The organism is Chromobacterium fluminis, from assembly GCF_011602385.1.
In the GTDB taxonomy this organism is placed as follows: domain Bacteria; phylum Pseudomonadota; class Gammaproteobacteria; order Burkholderiales; family Chromobacteriaceae; genus Chromobacterium; species Chromobacterium fluminis.
In genome coordinates this window covers 1-24,568 of the sequence record NZ_JAAOMA010000031.1, presented here as the reverse complement: position 1 = coordinate 24,568, position 24,568 = coordinate 1, and the positions used below count along the sequence as shown (strand labels likewise).

The 24,568-nt window shown below is 51.7% G+C and carries 9 protein-coding genes and 3 pseudogenes; 6 read left to right on the top strand and 6 right to left on the bottom strand.

The genetic code is table 11. From position 1 onward, the window contains the following. Nucleotides 1-57 precede the first annotated feature (57 nt). The 4 genes from HA052_RS18800 to HA052_RS18785 form a co-directional block, all read right to left on the bottom strand. Nucleotides 58-10,866: a Tc toxin subunit A-related protein gene (locus HA052_RS18800; RefSeq protein ID WP_166453080.1), complete on the bottom strand. Its 10,809-nt coding sequence runs from the start codon at nt 10,864-10,866 to the stop codon at nt 58-60. Between the two features lie 178 nt (nt 10,867-11,044). Continuing rightward, nucleotides 11,045-14,278: a hypothetical protein gene (locus HA052_RS18795; RefSeq protein WP_166453079.1), complete on the bottom strand. Its 3,234-nt coding sequence runs from the start codon at nt 14,276-14,278 to the stop codon at nt 11,045-11,047. A 326-nt stretch (nt 14,279-14,604) separates the two neighbouring features. After that, nucleotides 14,605-15,555, bottom strand: a complete 951-nt coding sequence (locus HA052_RS18790) for a hypothetical protein (RefSeq protein WP_166453078.1) — start codon at nt 15,553-15,555, stop codon at nt 14,605-14,607. 365 nt (nt 15,556-15,920) lie between these two features. Next, nucleotides 15,921-18,623: a hypothetical protein gene (locus tag HA052_RS18785; protein ID WP_166453077.1), complete on the bottom strand. Its 2,703-nt coding sequence runs from the start codon at nt 18,621-18,623 to the stop codon at nt 15,921-15,923. A 584-nt stretch (nt 18,624-19,207) separates the two neighbouring features. Here HA052_RS18785 and HA052_RS18780 point away from each other — a divergent pair. Together HA052_RS18780 and HA052_RS18775 are read left to right on the top strand one after the other, a co-directional pair. Further along, nucleotides 19,208-19,411: a transposase gene (locus HA052_RS18780; protein ID WP_166453076.1), complete on the top strand. Its 204-nt coding sequence runs from the start codon at nt 19,208-19,210 to the stop codon at nt 19,409-19,411. Nucleotides 19,412-19,443: 32 nt separating this feature from the next. Further along, a complete protein-coding gene (locus HA052_RS18775) occupies nt 19,444-19,755 on the top strand; it encodes a hypothetical protein (RefSeq protein WP_166453075.1) in 312 nt (103 codons plus the stop codon). A 44-nt stretch (nt 19,756-19,799) separates the two neighbouring features. Here the strand turns inward: HA052_RS18775 and HA052_RS18770 are convergent, their stop codons facing one another. Continuing rightward, the gene (locus tag HA052_RS18770; protein ID WP_166453074.1) at nt 19,800-21,026 is read right to left on the bottom strand and encodes an IS256 family transposase; all 1,227 of its coding nucleotides are present in this window, start codon (nt 21,024-21,026) and stop codon (nt 19,800-19,802) included. Between the two features lie 60 nt (nt 21,027-21,086). Between HA052_RS18770 and HA052_RS28360 the strand changes: the two are divergent. Further along, nucleotides 21,087-21,188 (top strand): annotated as a pseudogene (locus tag HA052_RS28360) (integrase core domain-containing protein); the annotation flags it as partial. A gap of 17 nt (nt 21,189-21,205) precedes the next feature. Here the strand turns inward: HA052_RS28360 and HA052_RS18760 are convergent. Beyond that, nucleotides 21,206-21,353 (bottom strand): annotated as a pseudogene (locus HA052_RS18760) (integrase core domain-containing protein); the annotation flags it as partial. A 263-nt stretch (nt 21,354-21,616) separates the two neighbouring features. Here HA052_RS18760 and HA052_RS18755 point away from each other — a divergent pair. The 3 genes and pseudogenes from HA052_RS18755 to HA052_RS18745 all read left to right on the top strand — a co-directional run. After that, complete coding sequence (locus HA052_RS18755) at nt 21,617-22,519, top strand: LysR family transcriptional regulator (protein ID WP_166453071.1); 903 nt, start codon at nt 21,617-21,619, stop codon at nt 22,517-22,519. A 306-nt stretch (nt 22,520-22,825) separates the two neighbouring features. Next, nucleotides 22,826-23,032: a hypothetical protein gene (locus HA052_RS18750; RefSeq protein ID WP_166453070.1), complete on the top strand. Its 207-nt coding sequence runs from the start codon at nt 22,826-22,828 to the stop codon at nt 23,030-23,032. Nucleotides 23,033-23,541: 509 nt separating this feature from the next. Next, nucleotides 23,542-24,236: pseudogene (locus tag HA052_RS18745) on the top strand (IS3 family transposase); the annotation flags it as partial. Nucleotides 24,237-24,568: the final 332 nt, after the last annotated feature.

The window sequence follows — 24,568 nt, the reverse complement described above, 5'->3', positions numbered from 1 at the left end:
TATGGTCCTGCTCCGGGGAGCAGGTGAACCTTGCGAGCCCCTCCTGGGGTACGATCATTACGAATTTTCTGTTGCAGTAAATCCGAATATGCCCTTGGTCAACAAGTATTTAGAAACCATGGCCGCATAAGCCTCACCGCCGTCCCTGGCGCGGTAGTGGAACCGGACGATCACATCGGAAAGTGAATCCAGCAAACGCCATTGCGACGGGTTGTAGGGATTGAAAAATTTCAATTCCCACTCGCCGACCACGCCATTGCCTTCAAAAGGCAATAACCTGTCATCACCAAAATTGAGCACAAAGAGACCACTGTCATCCAGACCTGAAGACAACGCGACCACCTGACCTGGGCGCACATTTTCAACGATCTCTGGCGCCGTTTGGCTACCGCTACACATTGCCTGGAATGTTGCCTCGGTCGGCTTCAACGCGAATCGACTTTTTTTCTGCACCAGCATTACACACACGTCTTCGTAAGGCCCTACCAAGCCAGGTAAAGTCACCGACACGGCCACCAGTTGCCGCATGTAGTGTCCCGGGTAACGCTTCGCCAGGTCCTCTTCCGTGACCGCGAATGGGATGGTCAAAGCCAGCGCATTCTTGAAATCGTCACCATTCCACTGAACCTCGATGCCTCCCTGATTTTCTTTTGGTTTTCTTTTCTTATACCCCTTCAATGGCGCCTCAAGGCGTTCTTTGCGCCAATCCCCATCCTGGCGCCCTTTCGATCCGTCATACGCATTTTTCACCGAAAAGGTATGCGTCAACTCCAATTGCCGCTCGGCCCGGCTGAGATACTCGCGCTGCATTCTCAACAACCCTAACCGCAATGTCTCGCCCGCAAGCAAGCCACGGCGCACATCATTCCAGCCACCGGTCTGGAAGAAATTCCTGCTCCCATCATACTCGCCCATCTCGTAGCGCCAAGCCTCCTGTGCCAACAGGCAAAGAGACGACACCGTGTCATAAGCCTGATAATAGAGTGCTGAAACCTGCCCGATCATCCATTGAAAAAGCGCTTCACTCGTAAAGCGCGCCCGCATGAACGCAGCCTGCTCGCTAAACTGGCGCAATTGCACCTTCGTTTGAGCCAGTTGTTTTTCATAGATCCGCGCCTGGATCGCGTCGGCATCGAGCTGCAATTTCAACTGATCGATTTCGCCATCAACCTGTTGCTTGGCCAGCTCCCACTCTTGTTTGCGTCGGCGATACTGCTCTCTTATCTCGGCATTCGCGGCGTCAGACAATAGAATGTCGCCAGCTACCAGCAATCCCTGCGCTAGCGCATCGGGAATGGCCCCTATCCTCCCTCCGCCATTGGAAAACCCGAAAATTCTCGGAACCACGTCCAGCCCCGACGCCACGGCCCGTAAAGAACTGCTCGTCGCACTGACGATTTGGGCATTGCTGCGCAACTGCAACGCATGCATTTCATCACTGGACACATCCGTTTCGATTAACGCTTTCAACTTCTCCGCACGCGTCTCTGCGGCATCATGCGCAGCCTGCATCGCTTTACGGTTCGCCGCACTCAAGCGCACGGTATCGGCCTGAATATCGACCAGAAACTGGGTGATTTCCTGCTGCTGGCGCAACAGTAAGCTCTGTAACTGGAGATCCTGCTGCCTATCGATCACCGTCAGCAGTGTCGTGCCGAACTGCACCAGCGTGTCGACAGCGCTTGAGGCATGCGCATACATCACTCCATAGCGGAACGGCGGCACGTTGACCTTGCCTCGCAACGCCGCAGCGCCGCCTCCTGCCGTTGCGCTACGCGCGGCCAGCAACTCCGACGGATTCAACGGCTGGTCGTACAGCGGCAAGGACAGCGGCTTGCCATCCAACGTCAAGCCGTTACGCAAGTTGTACAGACGCGTCGTCAATTTTTCCCAAAGCTGCTGAGATAGATGGCTGCGCGGAATGTAAAACAGTTGCCACGGCTGGTCGGCAGTGCCTCGCCCGTACCTTTTACTTGCCTCGTCCAGCGTGCAGGGCTGCCACATCCGTGCGTCGCTCACCAGTTGAGGTTCGCCCATCAGGCTCATCGCCAGCAGGTAGCATTGCCTGGCTTCGTTCACACCATCTCGCGTGAGCTCCCTGAAATAGCTGTCGCCCTTGTCGATCAGGTTTTTCACATAGGCAAAGAACAATGCTTTGCGGTAATACACCGGTTGATAGCTAGCGACCGCATCGGGGTCCACCGGACCGGATGTCTCGGCAAGCGGTACGAAACGGAATTGCGCCGTTAGCAGCCGGCAACGCCAATAATCGGTTGGCTTCGTGACACCGCGGCTCACCGGGAAAGGCTCGAACAACCGCCGCAGCCAGTTCTGCGCTTCTTCATAACGCCCTTCCAGATTCAGGCGATAGGCGATCAGGAAGGGGGCATGGAAAAACAGCTCCCAAAAGTACAACAGGTTTGCGCTGTCCTTTTCAAGCAGCTCAGGCTCGCCGTTGCTTTCGAGTGGCGCTTGACGGTGTTCCTGCGTGGCCGATTCAAACACCGCTTCGCCATCGCGTTGCGCGATGCGCGCCAAGTCCTTCCCAAACTGGGTGTTGAGCCGAATCAGAGTGTCCAATGGCCGGCGGGCAGGCTTGCCGTCCCCCATCGGAATCGGCCGCGGCAGCGGCAGCGGATCCGAAAACGCGTTGCCTAGTTCGTTGTGCGAGAAACGTAGATCGCTAAACGGCAGTCTCGCGCTGTCGAAGGATAGCAGGGGCGCCGAATATCGGGTCGCCGGCGCCAGGCTCAGCCAGTGATAACTCGCTACGTCGCTTGTCAGACCAGGCGCTGGAGGTTTTACCGACACCGCCGCCCAGCAATCCCCCTCTGCCACAACGTCGAACGGCAGCTCCACCGTCCCATTGAGGCCGCCAGCTTGCACCAAGGTAAAGATGATGCATTGCTGCCCGACGTCGTTCACATAGAAACCCTTGCTTGCCATTGTTCCAAACGGCGGGTACCCCTTGACGGACGGATATCTTGCTTTGATCGCGTCGAATGCGCTTTGCGTCAAAGTCGGCAAAGTGGTAGTGATTGGCTTTGGGGTTGTCATTATCTTCAGCGTCGGCGACACGCTAATTGTCATCACCAACCCTGCCAGCGGAACAAGGGTAAGGTCCACGCTTTGTCCCACCTGTTTTCGCAGATCCTCCTCGCTCATACGGACGTCGATCCGGTAACGGTACGTTGAACCGACTGAGAGCTGTCTTCCGTCAAGCGGGGTGCCATCGGCGTTTTGTACAACGATGCTCGTTTCTACAATGGGCTGAACCTCGAGAATGCTGTCCAGCTTGACGATAACGGGCGCAGACTCGCCACTGAACGTTACGGAAAACTGAGTTCTGTTATCCTTGTTTTTCCGTTGAACACTGGCACTGGCCTCGAGCGGCTGAGCCAGCAGTGGCACCTGCAAGGTGTAGAGTTGGGACGCCAGCAAATTGATTCCACTCAAATCAAAGGTCAGAAATTGGTATTTCTCCAACTGACCGCTTAAGGCAGTGGTGTTCCCATTTGGATCAATCAATGTGGCTGATTGAAATATGGACTGGCAGCTCTTGGGAAATTCGAATGTGACTTCTTTGATCTTCGTGTCGGCATCACCCACCAGAATCCTTAAGTCATCAGTAAAAGCTTGGCCTAACGGTACGTTTTTCAGGTCTGGCAGATTGCAAACAGCGCTCAAATTAGCCTTGAGGCCAACCTTGGGTTGTTTAAAAAACGCGCTCTCCAGTGTCGTCGGACTGCTATCCGACGAACTCACCCATGCCTCAACGGCATTCCAGAATAACGGTTTTTTGTTGTCAATTGCGGCTTTGGCGTCGGGCGTCAACGTCAATGGCACCAGGATCGTCTGAAATGACTCCGTCAGCATCAGGTCTTTGACTACGACTAGCTTACCGTCATTCAACTTGTCCCAATCATTCGTCAACTTGACGATATCCGGAAACTTTGACTTAACCTCGCCCCACTGCGTCGTATTGGCCAGCAACCCGTCTGGTAAAACCAGGGTCAAGGTGATTTTGTTCCCTCGCTGGTACGCCGAGCTGCCCAGACATACATTGAATGCAGCCAACAGGAACGTCGACTGCAAATCGTTAGTGCTAATGGCTTGCTGGAAATCGACGTTGGTGAGGTGATCCAAGCTCGCCCCGAAGCGCCACTGCCATTCCATACCTTGCGCAGGCAATACCTGGGGCGTGTCAATGGTCATGCGCTGCGCCGATTGACGATCTTCTACCGTCACAGTGGCCAGCAGGGCTGCGCTCCTAGGTGGCACACTGCGCACCTGAACCGGAATGTTGAAATCCAGCACCCGGGCCTTATCGCGCAAATGGCTCAGTGTAACGTTACCGCCGATGGCACCCGCCGCCGGCAGTACGGTTCCGGCCGGCACCACCGCCGGCGATCCAACCTGAAATGCATTCCCCAATGCGATAGTCAAATGCGCCGCGTCACTCAGCTCAGGCTCGGCGCTCAGATCCACAGTAACCTTCAGCCGAGCGCTTTCTCCCACCCGAACGACGGCCGGCGAACATGAGGAAGTCACGACACTACGGGCCAGCGGCGCGACGTTACAACTGATCTTGCCAACCACCACCTTGGTATATACGTTGGCCAGAGTGAACAACAGGCCAGTATCCGCGGCAGTCTTGAAATCATTGGCAATCCACGGCAGCACGATGAAAAAGTGAGAATATTCCTTCAGGAATTTATCCAATGCCTGATCATCTGGCGCATCCAGATAAATACGGTTATTTTCCCAATGAAACCCGGCCGTTGACAAAGACGATCCGTCTGAGCCTGATGTCAGCGAAAACTTCTCCGCCGCCCCCCCAGACTTCAAACCCAGTACATAGCCATCGCCGGGTGACAACATCGACAACACCGACACACTGCAACCCACCCATCGTTTGGTATTGCTGTCGAGTGCACCCTTGATCTTCGCTTGATCGATCTTGACAGCAAAGTACATTTCGTCGGCGGAGGCCAGATTGAAACTACGATTCAGCAATGCCGGAGTCACATCCTGACTGAACTCCGCCGGCAGCCAGCCCCAATCCTCCTTCACGAAAGGGGTCTGCGCTTTCAAATTCGCCAGATACCGGCTCAGCATCGATTTTGACAAGATAGCGAGCCCGACCCCAGGCACGGTAAATGGTTGGCCGCTTTCGCCTTCCGACAACGCATGGAACTCGAAGCGCATCGGCGACAAGGTCCCGCCCGTTCCCGTCGGCTGCGGGATACTCTTGTATTCAGGCTCCGAAGACGCCCGCGTCAAGTTGCTCAGATCAACGGCTTGAACCAAGTAGACGGTGTCAGCGTCGCCTGAAATTTCTTTTACGTTATGGACTTGGGTAGTAGCATCGCTCGCATATAAAGTTTGCCCCGCGCCCAATTTCAACTCCGCGATCTCTTTCTTCGTGCACTTGGTCGCAAGGTGTACGCCCGCCTTGATTGCTTTTGGCGTGAGGTTATAGGCCCACGGTGAAAACCGCTGGCCGTCTATGCCGTCACAGTACGTGGCCGCCATCCAGTCTTTTTCTTCCTGCAGAGCCGGACCGAAATTCGCATCCGACACATTTGTCAGGAGCTTGAACTTGCCCCCCGTGAGCAACCGAGTTTCCACGCCCTGCGGCGCGACATTGATCCCAATCACGGACGCCGGGGTATCGGACTCCAACGGCTCTACGTGCTGGGCACCGGGTTTTCGGGTCAGTAGAAATTGCACGCCCAACCGGTTTTCGCGAATATCGGCCGTCATTGTCTGGAGTTCGCCACGCGCGACCGTCAACACACCGGTTTCGATCAATGCATCGTCCACGCCATCTGTGAGCACCACGTTGCTAGCCGCCTTAGCAACCAGCACCAAACCATGCTTGATACTCGAGACGCAAGGCGACAGGCCGTTGTCGAAGGCCAGGAACATGGACAGGCGATCGTCGCCGGAACTCACTGCCGCATAGCGGCTATTGCCATTGATTTCCAGAAAATGAACCAGCTTCCGGTCCGATGGGACCTTGGCCAACATTGTTGCCGATACTGCCACCTTCGAAATCACTTCATAGGAACCCCGGCCGGTTTGGCCCGCACCGTCAACGTCTAGCGTTACCGTCATCTCTGGACCGAATACCAACGATCCAAGGTTTTGCATGTAACGCCGCTCCAGCAGCCACGATTTGGGCACGCAGGGCGTCGCCACCCCGGTCGAATAGAAGTATTCATCGGGATTCGCCGGATCCTCTGTTTTGCCTCGCACAATCCAGCGATATGAATTGAGGATCAACCCCTGGATCGTGCGCCCGAGAACGTGATCGCCCCCCCATTTCGCCACCCCTGGTCGGTTCGCGGAGTCCGCCTCGCCCCACAGCGTATTCCGGGTCACCTCACTCAGGAAGGAATCCAGCAACAAGTAGGTCGCACCACTAACTTTCTCGGCGACCGGCTCCGGGACACTCGCCGGCTTGCCTGCTGGAAAGCTGATGTTATATCCGGCCTCCTGCCACGCCACTACCTGCGGATCTGGCTTAGAATCTTCCGTGCGCGGCAACGAAAATGGTTCGCCGAGCAACCCGATGAACAGCAGGTCCCCCGTCGGTGCTGGGTGGTTCAATACTTCTTCCGGAAACACCGCCGCATTTTCGAGAATAGAAAACGCCGCCAGATGAGGGGGAGAGGCATCCGGTTTCAAGGTCGGAATGCCTTTATATACTTCGACCGGTGCACTCCAGCCCCCTCCCAGGCGCCGATACATCACGCTCACCACATACTGATACGCCTTGACCGAAGTCGTCGCCTTCATATTCTCCGACATACTGGTCTGCGAATGGCCATTCACCTCTCTCGACTCGATCCAAACGAAATACAGGCGACCGCTCGTAACCACCAGCCGCGCTTGCACGGGTAACCACAGCTTCCCGTCACCGACAGCTTGCCATGCGGGCAGATCGCCAAACCGCTTCGTCCAGGCTGCCTCCGCCCCCCCGGCCCCGCTGTCGGCATCAGGAGTAGCATTGGTCAGACTGGGCAAATCGATTCGGCTCCACTCGCTCCAGACGCGCATGCCCGCCCCGTCGATTCCCCAACTTCGACTGTAATACTCATAAGGTGCGTTTTTGCTGCGTCCCAGGAAATACATCGTGCTGCTGGCTTGATCCAGGCCATCCTGGTAACCGCCGATCACATCCAAATTGACGATCTTTTCGAAGCCATTCAGATATTCTCTCAGCGCCCCCTCAACCGCGTCCCGGTCCAAATGCGATTGCGCGAGACGTGTCTCGAACTGCCGGAACAAGTCCGTTTTGTTCATCCGCGCGGCGGGATTCACATACTGCTCCGGGTGCCAGCGCAACTGGACATTGGCCGCCCAGATCGCATAACGGCTATCGTTGGTCTGCCAGCGCTCAAGCTCCGCAGGCGTCAATGCCAATCCCGTTTCGGCACCCTCTGCAATCCGCTGGATGAACGTCTGAAAACTTGCGATCGCTTCCGCCACTCTCGTGGTCGGCACTTTCGCCGTCATCTCCGGATCGATCAACAGGGTACTGGCCACATCGACCGTTTCCGGCTGTTTTTCCCGATAGGCCAGGCTCCACCCCAGTTGCCGGTACTGGATCGTGAAGCGGCGACAAATCGCCTTGTAAAACGCCAGCAACGCAGCGGCCCTGATTTCGCTGAAGCGGGCATCCAGCTCCGCCGCCGCCGGCCCGGACTGCGGGCCGCAATTCAGACTCAATTGCCACCGCCGGTCCCATTGCAACGCTTGTCCCGACAGCCACGCATTCAGATCAGCCACCGACCAGCCGGTCCACTCGCTCACACCCAACATACGTTGCACGCGGGCAACCTTGGTAATGACCGATTCCGACCCGCTCACAATCAGTGCCCGGGCCAGGGAAGTATCGCCAATCACCGCACCGACCCGCTCGCACACATCAGCGGTGACATACTTCCCAGAGGTCCACAAGGCTAGCGGCGAAAGCCTTGGATCCGCCTGCGCGAGTTGTGCGTAATCGCACAACACAAGTAACCGCTGCCAGTCCGCCAGGGCATGGCCCGCCTCGAAACCCAGTCCCTCAACCCCGACAGTCAGCGGCAGCAACTGCATCTCATCCAGAGTATTGCGACCAACGACAGCTGCACTGATAAACAACGGGGTCAACGATATTGTGTCGTCCTTCAGCGCCTGGTCCAGCAAATCGGCGTGATGACTGGTCAGGATTGCGGCCGCTCCCTGCGACAATCCAGTCTGGCTCGCCACCGCCGAAGCGGCCGCCTGGAAGCGGACTTGAAGATGCGAAGCCACCGCAGGATTCAAATCCAAAAATTCCGATATCTTGTTATCCACGCGGGGACTGGCATGCTTTGCCGGAACCAATGACTCCAGCTTAAACGTCGTAATAATCCCATCGAGAAGCTGGTCATTATTCCTGTCCGATTCGCCGAGATTATTGCCACTCCCGTCACCCTCCTGACCTGCCCGCAATAGCACCTGTTTGATGTCATATGGCTCCACTGCCCCCTTCAACGCCTCACGCAACTTCTTATCGCGGTCAACACCCTGATCGGCCGGACGGGCCACCGCCACCCACTCGCTCAACGCACAGTGGCTCTGTTGGCACCACTGCACACATTGATCCAGGGTTAGCAGCAGATCCAGGGTATCGTAGTGTTCCTTCTGAATACTTGGCGTAAACAGCAGCGCCAACAGAGTATGACTGGTCGATGTCACTGCCTCCCCGCCGAGCAGTTGCAACAACGCCAGCAAATCGTCCACCGTGATCCCTAGTAATTGCGCGACAAGGACCGGCCGATAGAGCGCGGACAACATGGACAGCGAGCGGATCACCTCTGCCCCATTTTTTGCGGCCTTCAGCAGCTTGACCAGGTCCTCAAGCTTATTGCCCGGTATCCGGAATGCGCGGGCCAGCATCGCCTTGTCACCATCGCTCAACACCTTGTCGTTTAACTCCCAGGCCTCGTCCTCCCGTAACAGCCTGTCGAGCAATGACGCCTGCCCGACACGCGCATAAGGAGAAATTTCAAATAGCAGCGCGGCGCCACCCTCGGCGTCCAGGCCATAGGCGTCTCGCCAGCGCAAGAACATGCCCAACGCACGCAACGTGCTTGAACTCAGTGACCACACCGGCAACGTTCCGACATCCTTGACATGTTCGGCATGCAACGCCGCGTTCAGCAGCATATCCAGTTGTCCCGCCGGCAGGTTCAGGTGATTCTTAAGCCTGATCAGACGTTGCAGGTTATCCAGTTGAAATGGAGTACAAATTAATTGATCGGCATCGATAGTGCCGGGACGGTATGCACGGTCATAAATTGCCTGGCCGCCCCACAAAAAGCTGGCGCCGTAGAGTCCTGGCAGGGCCTCTCGATCAGGGAGTTTCCAAGGAACGTGGACGGATACCGATGGCCTGTCGTTACCGATGGCGTAAAACGCCTCCAGCTCCTCCCGCGATATTTGCGCTGCCTGGCATAGCATCGGCACCGGCACGCGCATCGGCACCGCCGTGGCTTGACTCACATCGACGCCAAAATCGGCCTCCAGTGCCATTCGACTGGATGAGAGTGCACCGTTGCGAACGCTCGCTTCAGCCTGACTGCCTATCACCAGTACGCCAATCGTAATAGCGACCTGGTCAGCTGTGAGTCCATCGTGCCGTGCATACCACGTGCTGGTTCCCCAATACACTTTGCGGTTATCGACCGTCTGAGCAAATTCAGGCTTGTCAAGGCGAACACCGTCCGCCTGATTGCTCGACCATCTAAGTGTCACCGTCGTTGTAGAGCCGTCTTTCGATGCACATACAAATGGTTGGCTTACCTGAGCCTCGAGACTCACGCTATTAACGCGTAAGGTTGGCCACAGCCCGTCTAGAATCAACGACGGCGTAATGCTTTCCTCGAACCGGCCGTTTTCATCGATCACCACGTTAAAGGGCACAGCACTATCTGGCGCTGGCCCCGTAATAATGGAAATCTGCTCGGGACTCAGCCCACTGTAAACCTCCTCGGCCCTGCGCCGGGCGTCCAGCGAAAGCTCGACTGGGTTTGCTTGCCGATAACCCACCCCCAGTTGACTGATCACATCGCCCAGTACATGCCCGGAGGGCGCAAGCACCAGCTCGATACGGCGCATCGCCTCGTCAAATGGCATCGTCAGCGGATAACGTGCCTGCGTTGCCAGATAGCGGTATACCGCTTCGCCAGCCCCTACGTGCCCTCCCGCCCTGTGATATCGAGATTGAGGCAATGCCGCGAGAATAGCGTCCAGGGTATCAATCAGAATTTCGCCCGTCAGTTCGCTACTGGCCAGCGTGCTTTTGAACGCACTCTCGTCCAACAACAATTGCGTCAGATCGGGCCGTTGCGCTACCAACCGCCGTAATGCTTCCCCGCCGCTTACCCCCCGCAATAATGTCACCAGATACACGAGGTAGCACACCGGCGAATCGAGCGACTGCAACGCTCCAGGTTCCACGCAGCGTTCTTCCTTGTCATCAAACAATTGCTGGTAGAGCGGTTCGTGATAACGCGCCACTCGCGGTACCGCATTCTGCTGCAGTTGCTCGACCTGCCCGGAGGAATAAGAAAGCACATCGTTAGCGCTCGAACCCATCAACGGAATCAGATTCTGGCGGAACTGGTTGTCCAACAATGCAACCTGTCTTTGGGCATAAGTATAAATAGCCGCCGCGCAGCCATTCAGGCGCACATCAAAATCCAGCCGGAAGCGGTCGGCTTCCATCATATTGATGTCATATACCGACTCGAAACCCAGGCTCCGCAATACTGCAGCAACATCGGCAGGAAAGGGGAGTAATGTATCCATATCGAAAGCGGCGCCCATCGTCAGTCTCCTAACTCAATACCCAATCGAAATCCGGGGGAGAGAGATCCTCACCTCGGCCCTCTTCAAATACTGTCTCTAGACAATCACGCCGAGAAGTCGCCGCGGCAACCACTCACCAAATTTTCCATACCAACCTTTCCATACAACGGATTCCGACACGTCCCAACTCACATTATTAATGCACATAATCAAAGTGGAAATCACCTTCCTGTGGAAGCGTCCCATCCAACATAAAACTCTGCGTTTTATTTCCAGAATCCTCATTCAGCAATGGTAGCGTATAATTTTTGGGTAAGAACAAAGACACGGAAGTCCATGGATCAGCCCTTACAGAGAGCTGATACAGTTTGTCAAACCATGTTTCTTTCCCTAGGTTGGATAGATTAAATTCCAGCGCATTATCTTTAGCCGAGTGGAAATAAGGCACCCTTGCACCTCGCCATATCAACGTACAATCACTCTCCACTGCCCTGCACGTTAACGCACGATTCACATCCTCTTCCGCAACCACCCGCTTTAATACTGGATCGGCGCCACCCGGTTTCACGACGACCGTCAGAGTATCCGAAAGCCTCTTCAACATCGGTACATTTGTTGCTTCATAGCGCTTCTGATTAGAAGGAGCATGATCGACAGCAACTGCTTTCATCTCCCACTCCTGGTTTCCACCTTTCAATGTTACCTTGTCCGTCGCATCCACGTTCATCACGTCCACCACGGCTCTAAAGGTTTTCCCATTCTCATCAGCGACTTGTAATTCAGGATCCATCTCATGCACATCAACCTGCTCCCGCGACTTCACGATCACTGGCTTGCTCATCTCAAGCATCGAGTTAGCGGTTTTCCACTCCACCACACGCTCTTTCGTATCCTGATTCACTCTCTCGTCATTTTGCTCAATGGCGATGGCTATCGGATGCAGCGTCGCAAGCGCACTGGCAGTTAACTCAACTGGGATTTTCAGGTTAAATGCGTCGTCCTTGCTCATGGACAAACTACTGACCACCGCCCCCGATTTTCTCCACTCATTGACCAAGCAAGAATTAGGACAATTCTCGCTCTTAAAGATCACATTGTTTTTCAGGAGCTGCAACTCGCCGTGGACACCGCGCTGAAGTCCCTCTGGCAAATCCACCCGCAAATCGACACCAGAAACATCTTTAGCCGCCTTGAAGTGAACTTCGACATAGTTAAGATTATTTGGCGGGTTGTGACTTAGCTGCAACGCCTCCGCTTGGTTGACGTTCATCGAAAATACCTTATCTGCCGGCAGTAATTTATCGCCAATATCAATCGTCACCATCGTTTCATCGGAGCCTAGCGGGTTCAATACCTCCGCCTGGGGCGTGCCATATTGACCCGAAATTTTCAATTCCACCTTTTTCGTAGCATCTCCAGTCACCTTGATAGGAACGATCACCTTAAGGGGCTGATCCTCACCATACTTCACTGCCTGCGAATTCAGCTTCGTTGCCGTGTCGTGCCCTGTCCACGCGGCATCGGCGTCTGTTAATGCCGCGGCGGCAATCGCCCATTTTGGTCTGGCGGTTTTATCCAGCTCTGGCGGCAAAGCCACCGTCAACGCCTTCAGTTCACCGCTCGTCTGGCCGTTCTCCCGCCCTCCCGGCATGTCACCAATCAGTCGGTAATTCGACAGCGTAACCTCCAGCTCACGCCCCTGATGCAACACAATATTTTTGGCATTTACCGAATGATCTCCAATCTTGACATCAAGGGCATTAGAGCGACCACGAACCGTGATTTGCGGCACGATTTCGATTTGCGTCGAAGCAAGCGTGATAACATCGCTGACATCGTTAAGATCCTGGCTTTCCACGTTCATCTTAACCGCCAGTAGTTTTTTTACTTTGACCTTGTCTTTCGAGGCGGCCCGTCCAGTAACCTTACCGCTCTCCGTTTTGGTTGCCGGCATTGCCAGAAGGCAAATATTATTGCTTCTCATGCCAAATTTTTCGCAGCTTGTAATCTCAGCCAAGGAATTGTCTGACAAAGCCACCGAAAATTTGACGCCGGGATAAAAATTGGTAAGCGAAGCGCTTGCGTCAACAGAGAAGACCTCGCCAGGGTGAACTTCACGAGGGCTGTTCGCAAGTTTCCCCTTCACCTCCCCTTGATTAACCGCCATTTGCGTGATAATTCGAGGCGCCAGCCGCTGCAGTGCAATCGGATCAAGAGGCTGGGAATAATAATCCCAATGCTTCTCGTCCTCGTAGCAAGTTCCCGAAAATGTGGCACTTCCGCTCTTACCGGATCCCCCCGGAGCTGTTTGCCCTTTTCCTAACCTCTCCACGTCAAGAGGTTTCTGAGTTTCGCTGGTCGGCGCGGTAATCTTTTCCGAAAAGGAATACGACTGGCCATCTACTCCTGTCCCAGCAATCTGGCAATAGTCCCAGCTCAAATTTTTTTGATTGAGCTGTGTTGACACCACTTTTATTTTGAGGTTCTTTGCCTCATCTCCCGCCCCACGGGCCCAGTCAAATTGCCTCAATACACGATCACTATCACTCCATTGCAAGCGCGGCGATCCAAAATTTGGTGTCTCTCGCGTCAGTGTTAAACTTTCAATCTGAACTGTTTTAACATACCCATTTAACGAGTATTCGCATGTACCACTCAAGGTAACAGACTTTCCCCTCTCCACATACTCAGGGAAAACCGTCGCCTCTTTGTTGCCTATTGCATAACTAAAGTACTCCCCATCCTTTTCTCGCTTGGTTTTCTCTGAGTTTGTACCTGCATTTATATTGCAAGAACGCATATTGCTTTCGTTTAAGTCCATCTCATTTTCATAAGCATTTGCCATTACCTTAATTGCAGACCTATTCCCATATGGGATCGACACATGACCAGCTGCTCCACCCCCTTTTGCATGATCTTGTGGTAACTTCACTTCCAACCTCACCTTGGATATGGTTGGCTTAATTTCAATGCCGTATTTATAAACATTCGCCTCACACAACCTATTACCCGCGTCAGCATAAATTGCATCGACCTTGAATTCCAATATATATATACCTGCTGTAGCGAGCGATATATCAATATCAGTCCAATTTGGCCACTCCAATGGAACAACCACACTAGGATCTCTCGATTCCACAATCGGATTGGTATGCTCTGATCCGAACCCCCACACACGGCCGTTCATTTTCAAAAACAAATCGCCTTTACCACTCTTGATAGTTATGTGATAGGGTTGCGAATATAGACATTGCGACCAAACCCAAAATTTGTTTCTTATAGCCTGCCCCTTGTCATAGGAGCATATGCTTGCATTATTTTCACATCGCTTTAAATAACTATCATCTGTAAACAAGATAGAGCTGCCGGCGAAGGAGCCATATGACACCAATACTCCCACAAGCAGCAACCATAATTTAAAGTTTTTCATAGCGCTCTCTATAAGCAATCTTGAAAAATCAATCAAATAATTAACTGTGCGAATTGTTTTGAAAGTTATAATATTACCAACTTAGCTACGCCGCATTCTCGACGATAGCGCTCAAGCAGACACTCATTTACAAGCGTGCGCACAAGGGGGAGTATCGCGATTAATGTTCCATTCACTCGCATCCGTGATACATCGCCTGCCGAATCCGAGCGACTTTTCCGTTCTAGCTTAAAGAGTCGCTCCATACATTTTCGCGTGCGAAAGCTGGTGTAAAGGACAAAATTTTCATTGTCCATTGAAGGAACACTTGCTACCCAATTTGATATTCATCGAATTTCCAACTTCGCCATAACAAGGGCGCTTTTCTCCAAATTGGCAGGGAAAATCAAGCTCTCTGGGGTGATTTTCTGAAAAATGCGATTCTTCGATACAGAAAAAAACTCAACCGTTCCATCGCTGGCACCATCATTACGCACCGCATACTGAACCGAGTCGGGATATCGATGCTTTTCATTTATAGGCATGCCGCATGCCAACAAGAAATCAATCTTGGTATTGGCATTCATTAAACTTTTCTTTTGCTCGTCAAAATTCAAGCGCTCGTAATCTAAACAGATGTCGATGCTGAATGGGCAACCATCAAGAAGCTTGTTATTTAGTTGCTCTCCGTAGCCTTCGGCTGAGTTATGCTCTGAAGCAACCATGCTCTTGTTTAAAATAGGAATGTGAAGTGAATCGGATAGTTTGGCAATGTAGTAATCAACATCTACAGCATCAGGCTTTCCAAAATCTATCGTTGATGTGTTTCTTTTTGGCAATGCTGACACCGCAGAAGGAGCACCTCCAACATCACTAAAGTTATCGACAACAAGGCAATAATTGATTGGCTCATAGAGCCCTTCTTTTGTTTTAATAAGAGTGGCAACAGTTCCAGCCAACAAAATAACTTTACCAAAAACATCTACAGGCATTCCTCTCAATATAAAACCGACCTTGTCGGAAAGCTTGTCGAGATAAAAATCAGACAACAGAGAGATTTCATTTATATCATAAACATCAGACCACCTTACATTCCAGAAAAACTCAGGAAGCGTAAAAAAGAGCGGGCACGACTGATCTTTATTTTTTAAGGCAATGGAAATAGCATTCATAACAACCCGACATGAATCGTTTAGGCATGCTTGAGCATACTCAACAACACTCTGCAGCTTGCTTCTGACTGGAAAATCTTTATTTGGGCCAGTTGCGCACTGCAACCCGCCAACATAGATATTCATGACCAAACCTTCCAATTAAGTAAACCTTCAATTTGATCGCTACGAGTAATTGCGGCGATCCATTAATATCCACTCAATTACTTAATGACATCACAGTAAAACCAAAATCACTTTCACTTAGCTACCACAACCAACAGCACACCCCCAAAGCACAAAATACATTTAACAAAGTCAAATAAAGCAATGCCCAACCAATGTATCAAAGTAATGACTTGACCAACCGATAACTAACCAATCACTAGTTAACGCCGATTCAGGAAATCCCTTAAAACATGCGATATAGGTGCATCACTCCAAGCCGATGCACCCATATCCCATTTCAAATAGCTTGCTCGATTAATTTAGAACCCCCATGATTCAGTCGACTAGGAAAAATTAGCCGGTTTATCTGGTTCGAACATTACTGGCATATCGCGATAGTCATGGAGGCGTTTGCGCATCCAATCGCTAGGATCACCAATAGTGCTAACGACTCCAGTGGTCATCCCCCCTCCTAATTGCACGTGGAAAATACCGTATGTGGGAAAATCCAAATATTTTGGCTTAGACAGATCCCACTTATGACGGGAGAACAAGGCCTTCGCATCTTCTCCCATTTCCGGGTGCGCAGTGAATTTAACAGCAAGCAGCGTATCATGTATCTTATTGGCATCTGCACCGATCTCCGGATGCCCCATCAGATAACTGCCCCCACTACCCCAATGTTGTTTTTCAAATGGTTCACTGGGATCTTTGCTAAAACGGGCAACGTTATCCATCTTCGTGGCGAGATGGCTTGCTGGAATCTGCCAGGGCATGACTGGTTTACGCAAGTGACGGCTTAGGCTGGCACAAAACTCGAACAATCGATCCCACTCATAAGGTGAATAGCAATATCCATTGCCATAGCCCCGATCTGTGAAATCGTCTGCCTCATAACGATCTACAGCCATAAAATCCGCGCCTTCGGCTACTTCGGGTGAACCGTTTTTGCGTGTGAATTTGATATCCTCAAAAACACCTAAGTACAGCGCATATTTAGCGATCAACTCACCCGCCAACTGAGGGTTAATGGTCATCTTGAGCTTTTTAAGTCCACCACCCCGTGGATCATAGACTTCTGCGTACTCAGTATCTCCGTAAATCCAGCTCGAGCTTGCCACCCCCCATAAATTGACTTGCCAGCCAATGACCACATGGGGAGCGATAATACGCGCCAACCAGTTTACAGCCTTAATATAGCCTTTGAGAGTGTCGGTAATGTCATCAGGTATCTCTATATCAGCTTTACTTACCTTGTGCGTTGGATGACCCTTGTGATAGGAAAGTGCTTCTTCGAGTGGTTTTCTTACCTTCACTTCTTGCTCTGGTAAAAAGCCATGTTTTTGACACTCACCTAGAAAGTCAGGATTAACAATAAATCCGGCAGGAACGGGATGGTCTTTTTCGTGATACTCGTCTTCCGCCATACTCAATGCCTGAATAAAGTTTGCAAAACTGAATTTGTGTGCACTCTCATTGCCTAGTTTACCTACGGCATCACCTCCAGAAAAATTGCAAGTGTACGACACCATAACCGGAAGAACAGGTGTTGAATCCTTCAGTTTCGCAGATACCCCTTGCGCCAACTTGATAGCTCTGGATGTTGGTTCTTTTTCTCGCTCCAAGAAAACGTTCTCATCCCCAGCACCATCGTTTCCAGCATACTTGAACAGCGAGGAAATGCGAGCCTCGACAAAATCCTCCACATCACTCGGCACCATATCAGCGCAGCCACCAAAACTGAGAAACTTGGGAAAGCCTTTCACGAACAGATTGGCCCCTTCGACAACAGTAATTTCCAGGCGTGCCGGCGCGTTGCTTGCCACACGCAAAGGGTTAGGACTAACATCAATGTGATAAACAACCCCCTCATAGACAAATGAGCCAGATTTCACCCGATAACTACCTTCAGCGAGCTGAATAGTTTGTTTGTAGTCACCATTTTTTGCGGGGACGTTGCTGAACCTATATTGCCTCGGCGCCTCAGAATTATGCTCATCAATTAAATTCAAGGTGAAAAATTTGTTGACAGATTTCTCGGTCAAAACTGTAATATTGAGTGAGGCGTCGGCCTTCGAGTCATCCTCCACATGCAGAATCTTCTTGTCAAAAATTACCTTGTGATAGTCGTTGGCTAGATTTATAGGGATATCTTTAAACTTGTAGTGCTTATTGTTCAGCCGGATATCGTTTGCGTGAATAATTAATGCACCTTTGGGTGGGAGGTTTTCAATATGCTGGACATCACCGGAATGCAGCGAAAAATAATTTGGACTTCCCTTCTCTTCCTTGAAGTACATCTTTATTTCTTCATCACGCAATTCAGGGTACTCGCCAATATCTAGGAGAACATCAACCGTAGAACTACGCTCAATCGAACCGAATTTAATATCCAACTTGGTAGACTGTCCTTTCTTTACCGTTATTTCCTTGTCACTTAACATTACCTTCGAGCGTAAAGTGCCATTTTTTGCTTTCAATTCACTTTCTGCATGTATTTGATAGGTCCCGGCGGGAAGCGGAAATGACTTCGACTCTCCAAACGTCAGCGACAGAGGCTCAGATTTGCTGCCGCGAAGCCAACGCAACCCCATCTCTGCATCCTCAAGCCCTGATGGAGCGAAAGCACACGTAACGACCAGTTCTCCCTCAACAGAAGGCTCAGCGTCTGCTGCCGCAACGAATGAGTCGCGGAAAGCAGACCATACAGGAGCTTTCTCGGAAGACTTATTCACACCGATATGAACTTTACTAAGTGAATGTTCAAATGTGTCGCCAGTTTTCGGTGTCAGAGTAATTTTGTACTCAAAAACACCATCACCAATATCATCTACCTCAATACTGGGAAACCATTCATGCCACGTGGGCATGAATGTAGCTGTGATATCCCCTTTCTCAATTCTCCCAGGTGCCAAAAATCTCATCACAAGCTTGTTGTTGATATCAACACTACCGCCAGACTCGGTTTTGAATTCGGTGAGCTCGGCCTTGTGGTACCAAGCACTAACTTCATCATCAATAAAGTTCAGCTCAAATTTCAGATCCACGAGACATCTCCTTCGCGTCGGTGACCAACCAAGACGCGTCAATTTTAAAAACACTCACGACGAGGAGTGCGGGTGTTGATGGGAGTGAATTTTATGGACCCGCAAACAAAAAACCTGGCCCAGCATGAGTCTAGTTTGCATTGCCTGTATCGACGCACTTTGGCTCAGGTTTTTTGAGCGGTCTTTTTAGCCCTACTTAGAGTGGTGCCAATAAATTAACACAACGGATGCCACACAACCATCAATGACAAAGCTGCCACGTATTCATTGTTAGATTATGGTCGATGCGGTTGCAAGATAATTATTGTCCATCAATACAATAATAGTTTGTTTATATATCCCAAACAATTGCAAATATAATTAATCACACAATACTCCATGAGTACAATATCTGCATTGTAATCAATTAAATTCAGCAGTGGCATTCTGTATTAATAACTGGCGAGTATTGCTTATCCACCCCCTCTGTACATGCCAATCGACACTAGAGAAAAGCCCGCTACTGAAGGAGAGTGATGGATATGAAACAGAGCAGACCCACCGAAGAGCAGATCATCGGCGCCCTCAAATAAGCCGAACTTGACGTGGCCATCAAGGAAGTCTGCCGCCAAGGAGGCTTCTCCGGGGCCACCTTCTACAAATGGCGTAACAAATATGGTGGTATGAATGTCACTGAGCTGCAGCGCGCCCGCGATCTCGAGGCTGAGAACGCTAGTCTGAAGAAGTTGCTGGTAGAAGCCCATCTCGAAATCGAAGGGCTCAAGGTCGCCTTAGGGGAAAAGCGCTAGCCCCGCAGGCCAAACGACAGGCCATCTACACCATGCAGACCAGCGAATTGGTGTTATCCGAACGCGTGCCTGTCGACTTGTGGGGCTTTGCCGGGATGCCTGGCGGCATCCGCCGCAAACCGGTGCGTTCACGCATCGGCTGGCAGAGCGCATCGCCGATATCGCCGAGACTCGTTACCGCTTTGGATACCGGTGAGTTAGCGGCTATGCAGTTGAATGAAGTGTGGAACATGGATTTTGTTAGCGGCCAGCTGCCCAATAGCCGGCGCCTGAAATGTCCAACAGTAGCGGATGGTTTTTTAACGACGAAGCAGTGCAAAAGCGGTAGATTTCGAGTACGTTGAGCGCAAGCGGGCCTGTCCGAATTTTTGTGTAAACGGGATTTGGGTTAGGCCTGTGGAATACGTTCCTCGAACTGAATGGTAAAGCGGGTCAGCGCTGCCTTCCAATACCGAATCGGCATGGTCCACTTCTGACTGATGTTCCTCAGCGCCAGATAGAACAGTTTCAACAACGCCTCATCACTCGGGAACGAGCCCCGATTCTTGCTCAGCTTTCGCAGGCTCATATTCACCGACTCGATAGCGTTGGTGGTGTAGATCACTTTCCTGATCTCCGGTGGGTAGTCGAAGAATGGTGTCAGCCGGGCCCAGTTTCGCCGCCAGGACTGGCCAATTGGCAGATACTCCCCATCCCACTTTGCCTCGAACTCTCCTAACCTTTGCTCAGCCTCGTCGAGTGTGGACGATTGGTAGATTTGTTTCAGGTCGGCGGCCACTTCAGGACGCCGCTTCCACGACACGTAGTTCAGGCTGTGCCGCACCATGTGCACGATGCACAACTGCACAGCTGCTTTCGGGAAGACAGCCTCGATAGCCTCCGGGAAACCCTTCAGGCCATCGACGCAGGCAATAAAGATGTCCTGTACACCCCGGTTACGCAGCTCGGTCACAACCTGAAGCCAGAACTTGGCTCCCTCCGTCTGAGCCAGCCACATCCCCAGCACCTCCTTCTCTCCAGCCAGGGTAACGCCGATGGCGAGATAGACGGCCTTCACGCGCACAGCCCCCTCGCGCACCTTCACGTGGATACAGTCGAGGTAGATGATCGGGTTGAGCGAATCCAGGGGGCGAGCCTGCCAAGCTTTGACCTCTTCGCTGACAGCATCGGTGATGGAGGAAATCAGGCTGGGTGAGATCTCGGTACCGTACATCTCTTCCAGATGGGCCTGGATTTCCCGAACAGTCATGCCCCGGGCGTAAAGCGAGATGACTTTGTCGTCGAAGCCGGTCCAGCGGGTTTGGTGCTTGGGGATGAGTTGTGGCTCGAAAGTGCCCTGGCGGTCACGTGGCACCTCGATAGGTAATTCGCCGAACTCGCCCTTGAGGGTTTTACTGCTCTTACCGTTCCGGGTGTTGCCCGCCGGGTTGAGTACTGGCTCGTGCTTGCTGTGGCCGAGGTGTGCGGCCATCTCGGCATCCAGCGCTTTCTCGACCAGCAGCTTGGTGAGCTGTTTGAGCAAGCCGTTATCGCCGATGAGGTCTTCTGGTTTCTGGTAGTTGGCCAGCAAACGGTCCAGTAGTGCGTCAGGTACGTCGTGTTTCTTCGAGCTCATTGTGTCTCCAGACTAGGTAGCAGTTTCCTGCCAAATGTCCGTTTACACAAAATTCAGTACACGCCCGCGCAAGCCCTTGGCATCTGTTACATTTTGATTCAAACGGGCCGGCCGATGCAGAATGGCTACGTCGAAAGCTTCAATGCCAGGTTTCATGATGAATTGGCTGCTGCTTGTTCCTATCGATAACGCGCAGCAAACTCCTCTGGAGGTATTCGGCCAATCGAACTGCGGGGGCGGACCTGATTGCAATCGTATCCCCATGCCGCGATGATCTGCCTGGCCTCCGCCAGAGAGTCTAAAGACATGCTCGTTCAGGCATTGATCAACCAGTCCCACCACCATGCGAACTTAGGGCCTCTCTCCTCATTATTGCTGGTATCGCTGACGGGGGTAGATCACATTGTTGACAAAGTCAAACCTAGAGCTGAACATACAAGCAGTAGGCTGTTATCATATCTCACGCGATAGTTCTTTGGAGAATGGAATAAATTTATAGTAAGTTAACCTCAGGACAAATTGAAAACTTACATGCCAACTTAAATTAAAGCGTTTAACGAACTAACACATCAAACCACACCCACAATCACATGGACACTCTTGACCAGTTTCGAATATTCGCAAAAGTTGCAGAGATGAGTAGCTTTACAAAGGCTGCTCACATATTGAACATGCCTAGGGCTACAATTTCTATTGCCATTCAAAGTCTTGAGTCAAACATCGGCACTAAGCTATTTTATCGCACCACAAGAAGAGTTAGCTTAACTACAGATGGTGCCATGCTCCTTGAGCATGTATGCACACTGCTGGAAAATGCAGAGACAATTAATACTTTATTTCGCACCAATCAGCAACAGGTCTCAGGGCGCCTTAATATTGAAGCCCCCTCCAGGATAGCCAGAAGACTAATCGCACCAGCGCTTCCAATTTTATTTGAACAGTACCCCAACTTGAGCATTTCATTAGGATCTTCCGATCGTTTTATTAATCTGTTTCAAGATGGAGTTGATTGCGCAATTCGTGTTGGAAACTCATGTGACAGCAGCTTGGAAATCAAGCCAATTGGACATTTGCTTCTAATTAATTGTTGCAGCCCCGAGTATTTAAATAAATATGGGATGCCCAAATCAACTGACATATTGCATCAGAATCACCTTGCGGTTGGATATGCATCACCCACCACGGGAATTGAACTACCATGGGAATATGTTTCATCAGATCAAGCTCATACCCTGATCATGCCAAGCAAAGTAACTGTTAACAATGCGGAAAGCTACATCGCCTGTTGTTTGTCTGGTCTTGGCCTTATTCAAATACCCAAATTTGATGTCCAGGATCTATTACGAACAGGTGAGCTTGTTGAAATCATGCCACATGCGAGAGCACAACCCATGAAGATTTCGTTTGTTTATCCAAAGAAACATCATCACTCCCCACGATTAAATGCTTTTATCAACTGGGCAGAAGACTTACTCCAACCTTACCTTGACTAGCTTCACATCATAACAAGCGTCAGTTTAATTAAAAATTATGTTAATGAATTAATTTAATGCTTAGAAAGCCAAATTTAAAACCTTCTATACCAGTCCGCTCAGCCAGTCCATTTTGCTTGCGTCTGAAAGAATCCATACTCATGTTTGAAAATTATGCATTCACACCTTACTACATTATTTAATTTCCTCCTGAAAAGGGTATGTGGGTGATATCATCGCAGTAATTACTATGCCATGGCAACGCATCCCCATGTTACAGGTGATGGGCAACCAGGGCCAAGGGGCTCACGTGCAGCAATACAACCGATGCTGGCCAACGCTATCAGCGACCAACAACATCAGTTTCACTATAATCAGTTGGGCCGCCCGAGCTTTCTCATCGTTTACAAAAGCTCGCCAAGCGTGCATCAATTCGATCGATTCGGTCGGCAACTGCATGACGGTGCACCGCCAGACTTGGATAACGATAACGCCAAGGAGGGAATCGTCGTGGATGGTTTAACATATGGATAATTTTCAGACCTCTCGGGTGGAGCTCAACCATCCAGGGACCACTGGGCGACCAGGCCATGGCACGATGCAAGCGCTCAAGTGCCCAATCTATTTTTTGTGGCGACTCTGAACCGTCAAAAACCTGATACAAACACCACATTAGCTGCCGGACCTACACCGGCAGGCAGGCTCGGCCAGCGCTGCCAACGGCTCACACAGTCCAATACTAAGCATTTCCTGAACAGGGTACGGAGTTCCATCTTCCCTGCGCACAAAGGCCGGCACGGGTCCCCGCACGACATGAAATGGGATCATGGGCACTTGCCTCACACCCAAACCCATCTGCAGAACCTGACTCAGATCGTGGTGCACATCGTAGTACTGAAACTGCTCAATCATCTTTCCCGTCACCCAATCTAGCCGGCTTTCGGCACGTAAGGTTTCCTCCAGCAGCAGATGCTGACAAGTGAATCGCCCCTCCTTTCCTAGACACCTCAAGAGCCTCACACTAGGCCCGACAAGGAGATGTCATGAGCAGGCAGCGTTTCCCCGAAGAGTTCAAGATTGAAGCCGTCAAACAGGTCACTGAACGCGGCTATCCCGTCGCCGAAGTCGCCAGCCGTCTCGGCGTATCTGCCCACAGCCTGTATCAATGGCTGAAACGCTACGACCCCACGCAGGCCAAACCGGCCGAATCAGATGACCAGCAAGCCGAAATTCGCCGCCTCAAGGCAGAGCTGAAACGGGTCACCGAGGAGCGCGACATCCTAAAAAAGGCCGCCGCATACTTTGCCAAGGAGTCCGGGTAAGGTATGCCTTCATCCGGGCCTACGAGCAGCTGTTTCCAGTCCGACGCCTGTGTCGTGTCATGTCGGTGCATCCCAGTGGCTACTACGCTTGGAAAGCGTCCCCGCATTCACTCCGCGCTCGCGAAGACCAGCGTTTACTGGGGCAAATCAAACAAGCCTGGCTAGAAAGTGGCGGTGTCTATGGCTACCGCAAAGTGCATGACGACCTGCGGGCGCTGGGCGAGCGCTGCGGCAAACATCGTGTGGCACGATTGATGAAACAGGAGGGGCTGCGTTCGCAGACGGACTACCACCGACGCCCGGGGCATTACCGTGGCCGCCCGGCAGTGGTGGCGCCGAACCACCTGCAGCGCCAGTTCACCGTGGAGGCACCGAATAAAGCCTGGGTGACTGACATCACATACATCCGCACGCATAACAGGGGTGCTGATGGCATATGCGTATCACCACTTGCTATGTACGCGATCCACGCTTATGGGGAGCAGCGGCGGCGCTATCAGGATAAGAAACTGCCGCTGAGAGCGCTACTACAAAGGAGCAACGCAACAAAAGGGAACAGGTAACGGCGGAACTCTAGAAAAAGTGTTGCGTAGCGCCGGGGGGCAGAGCGCAACAAAACGAAGTGCTCGCCCTACGCAACAAGTTTGCGCTTTCATGTTTGCTAAAATTTAACTGAAAGCATGTACAATCATGGTTTTGAGCCGGCAACCAACAACGCAACAGCTTCCGTATTTACCAAGTTTGCGAA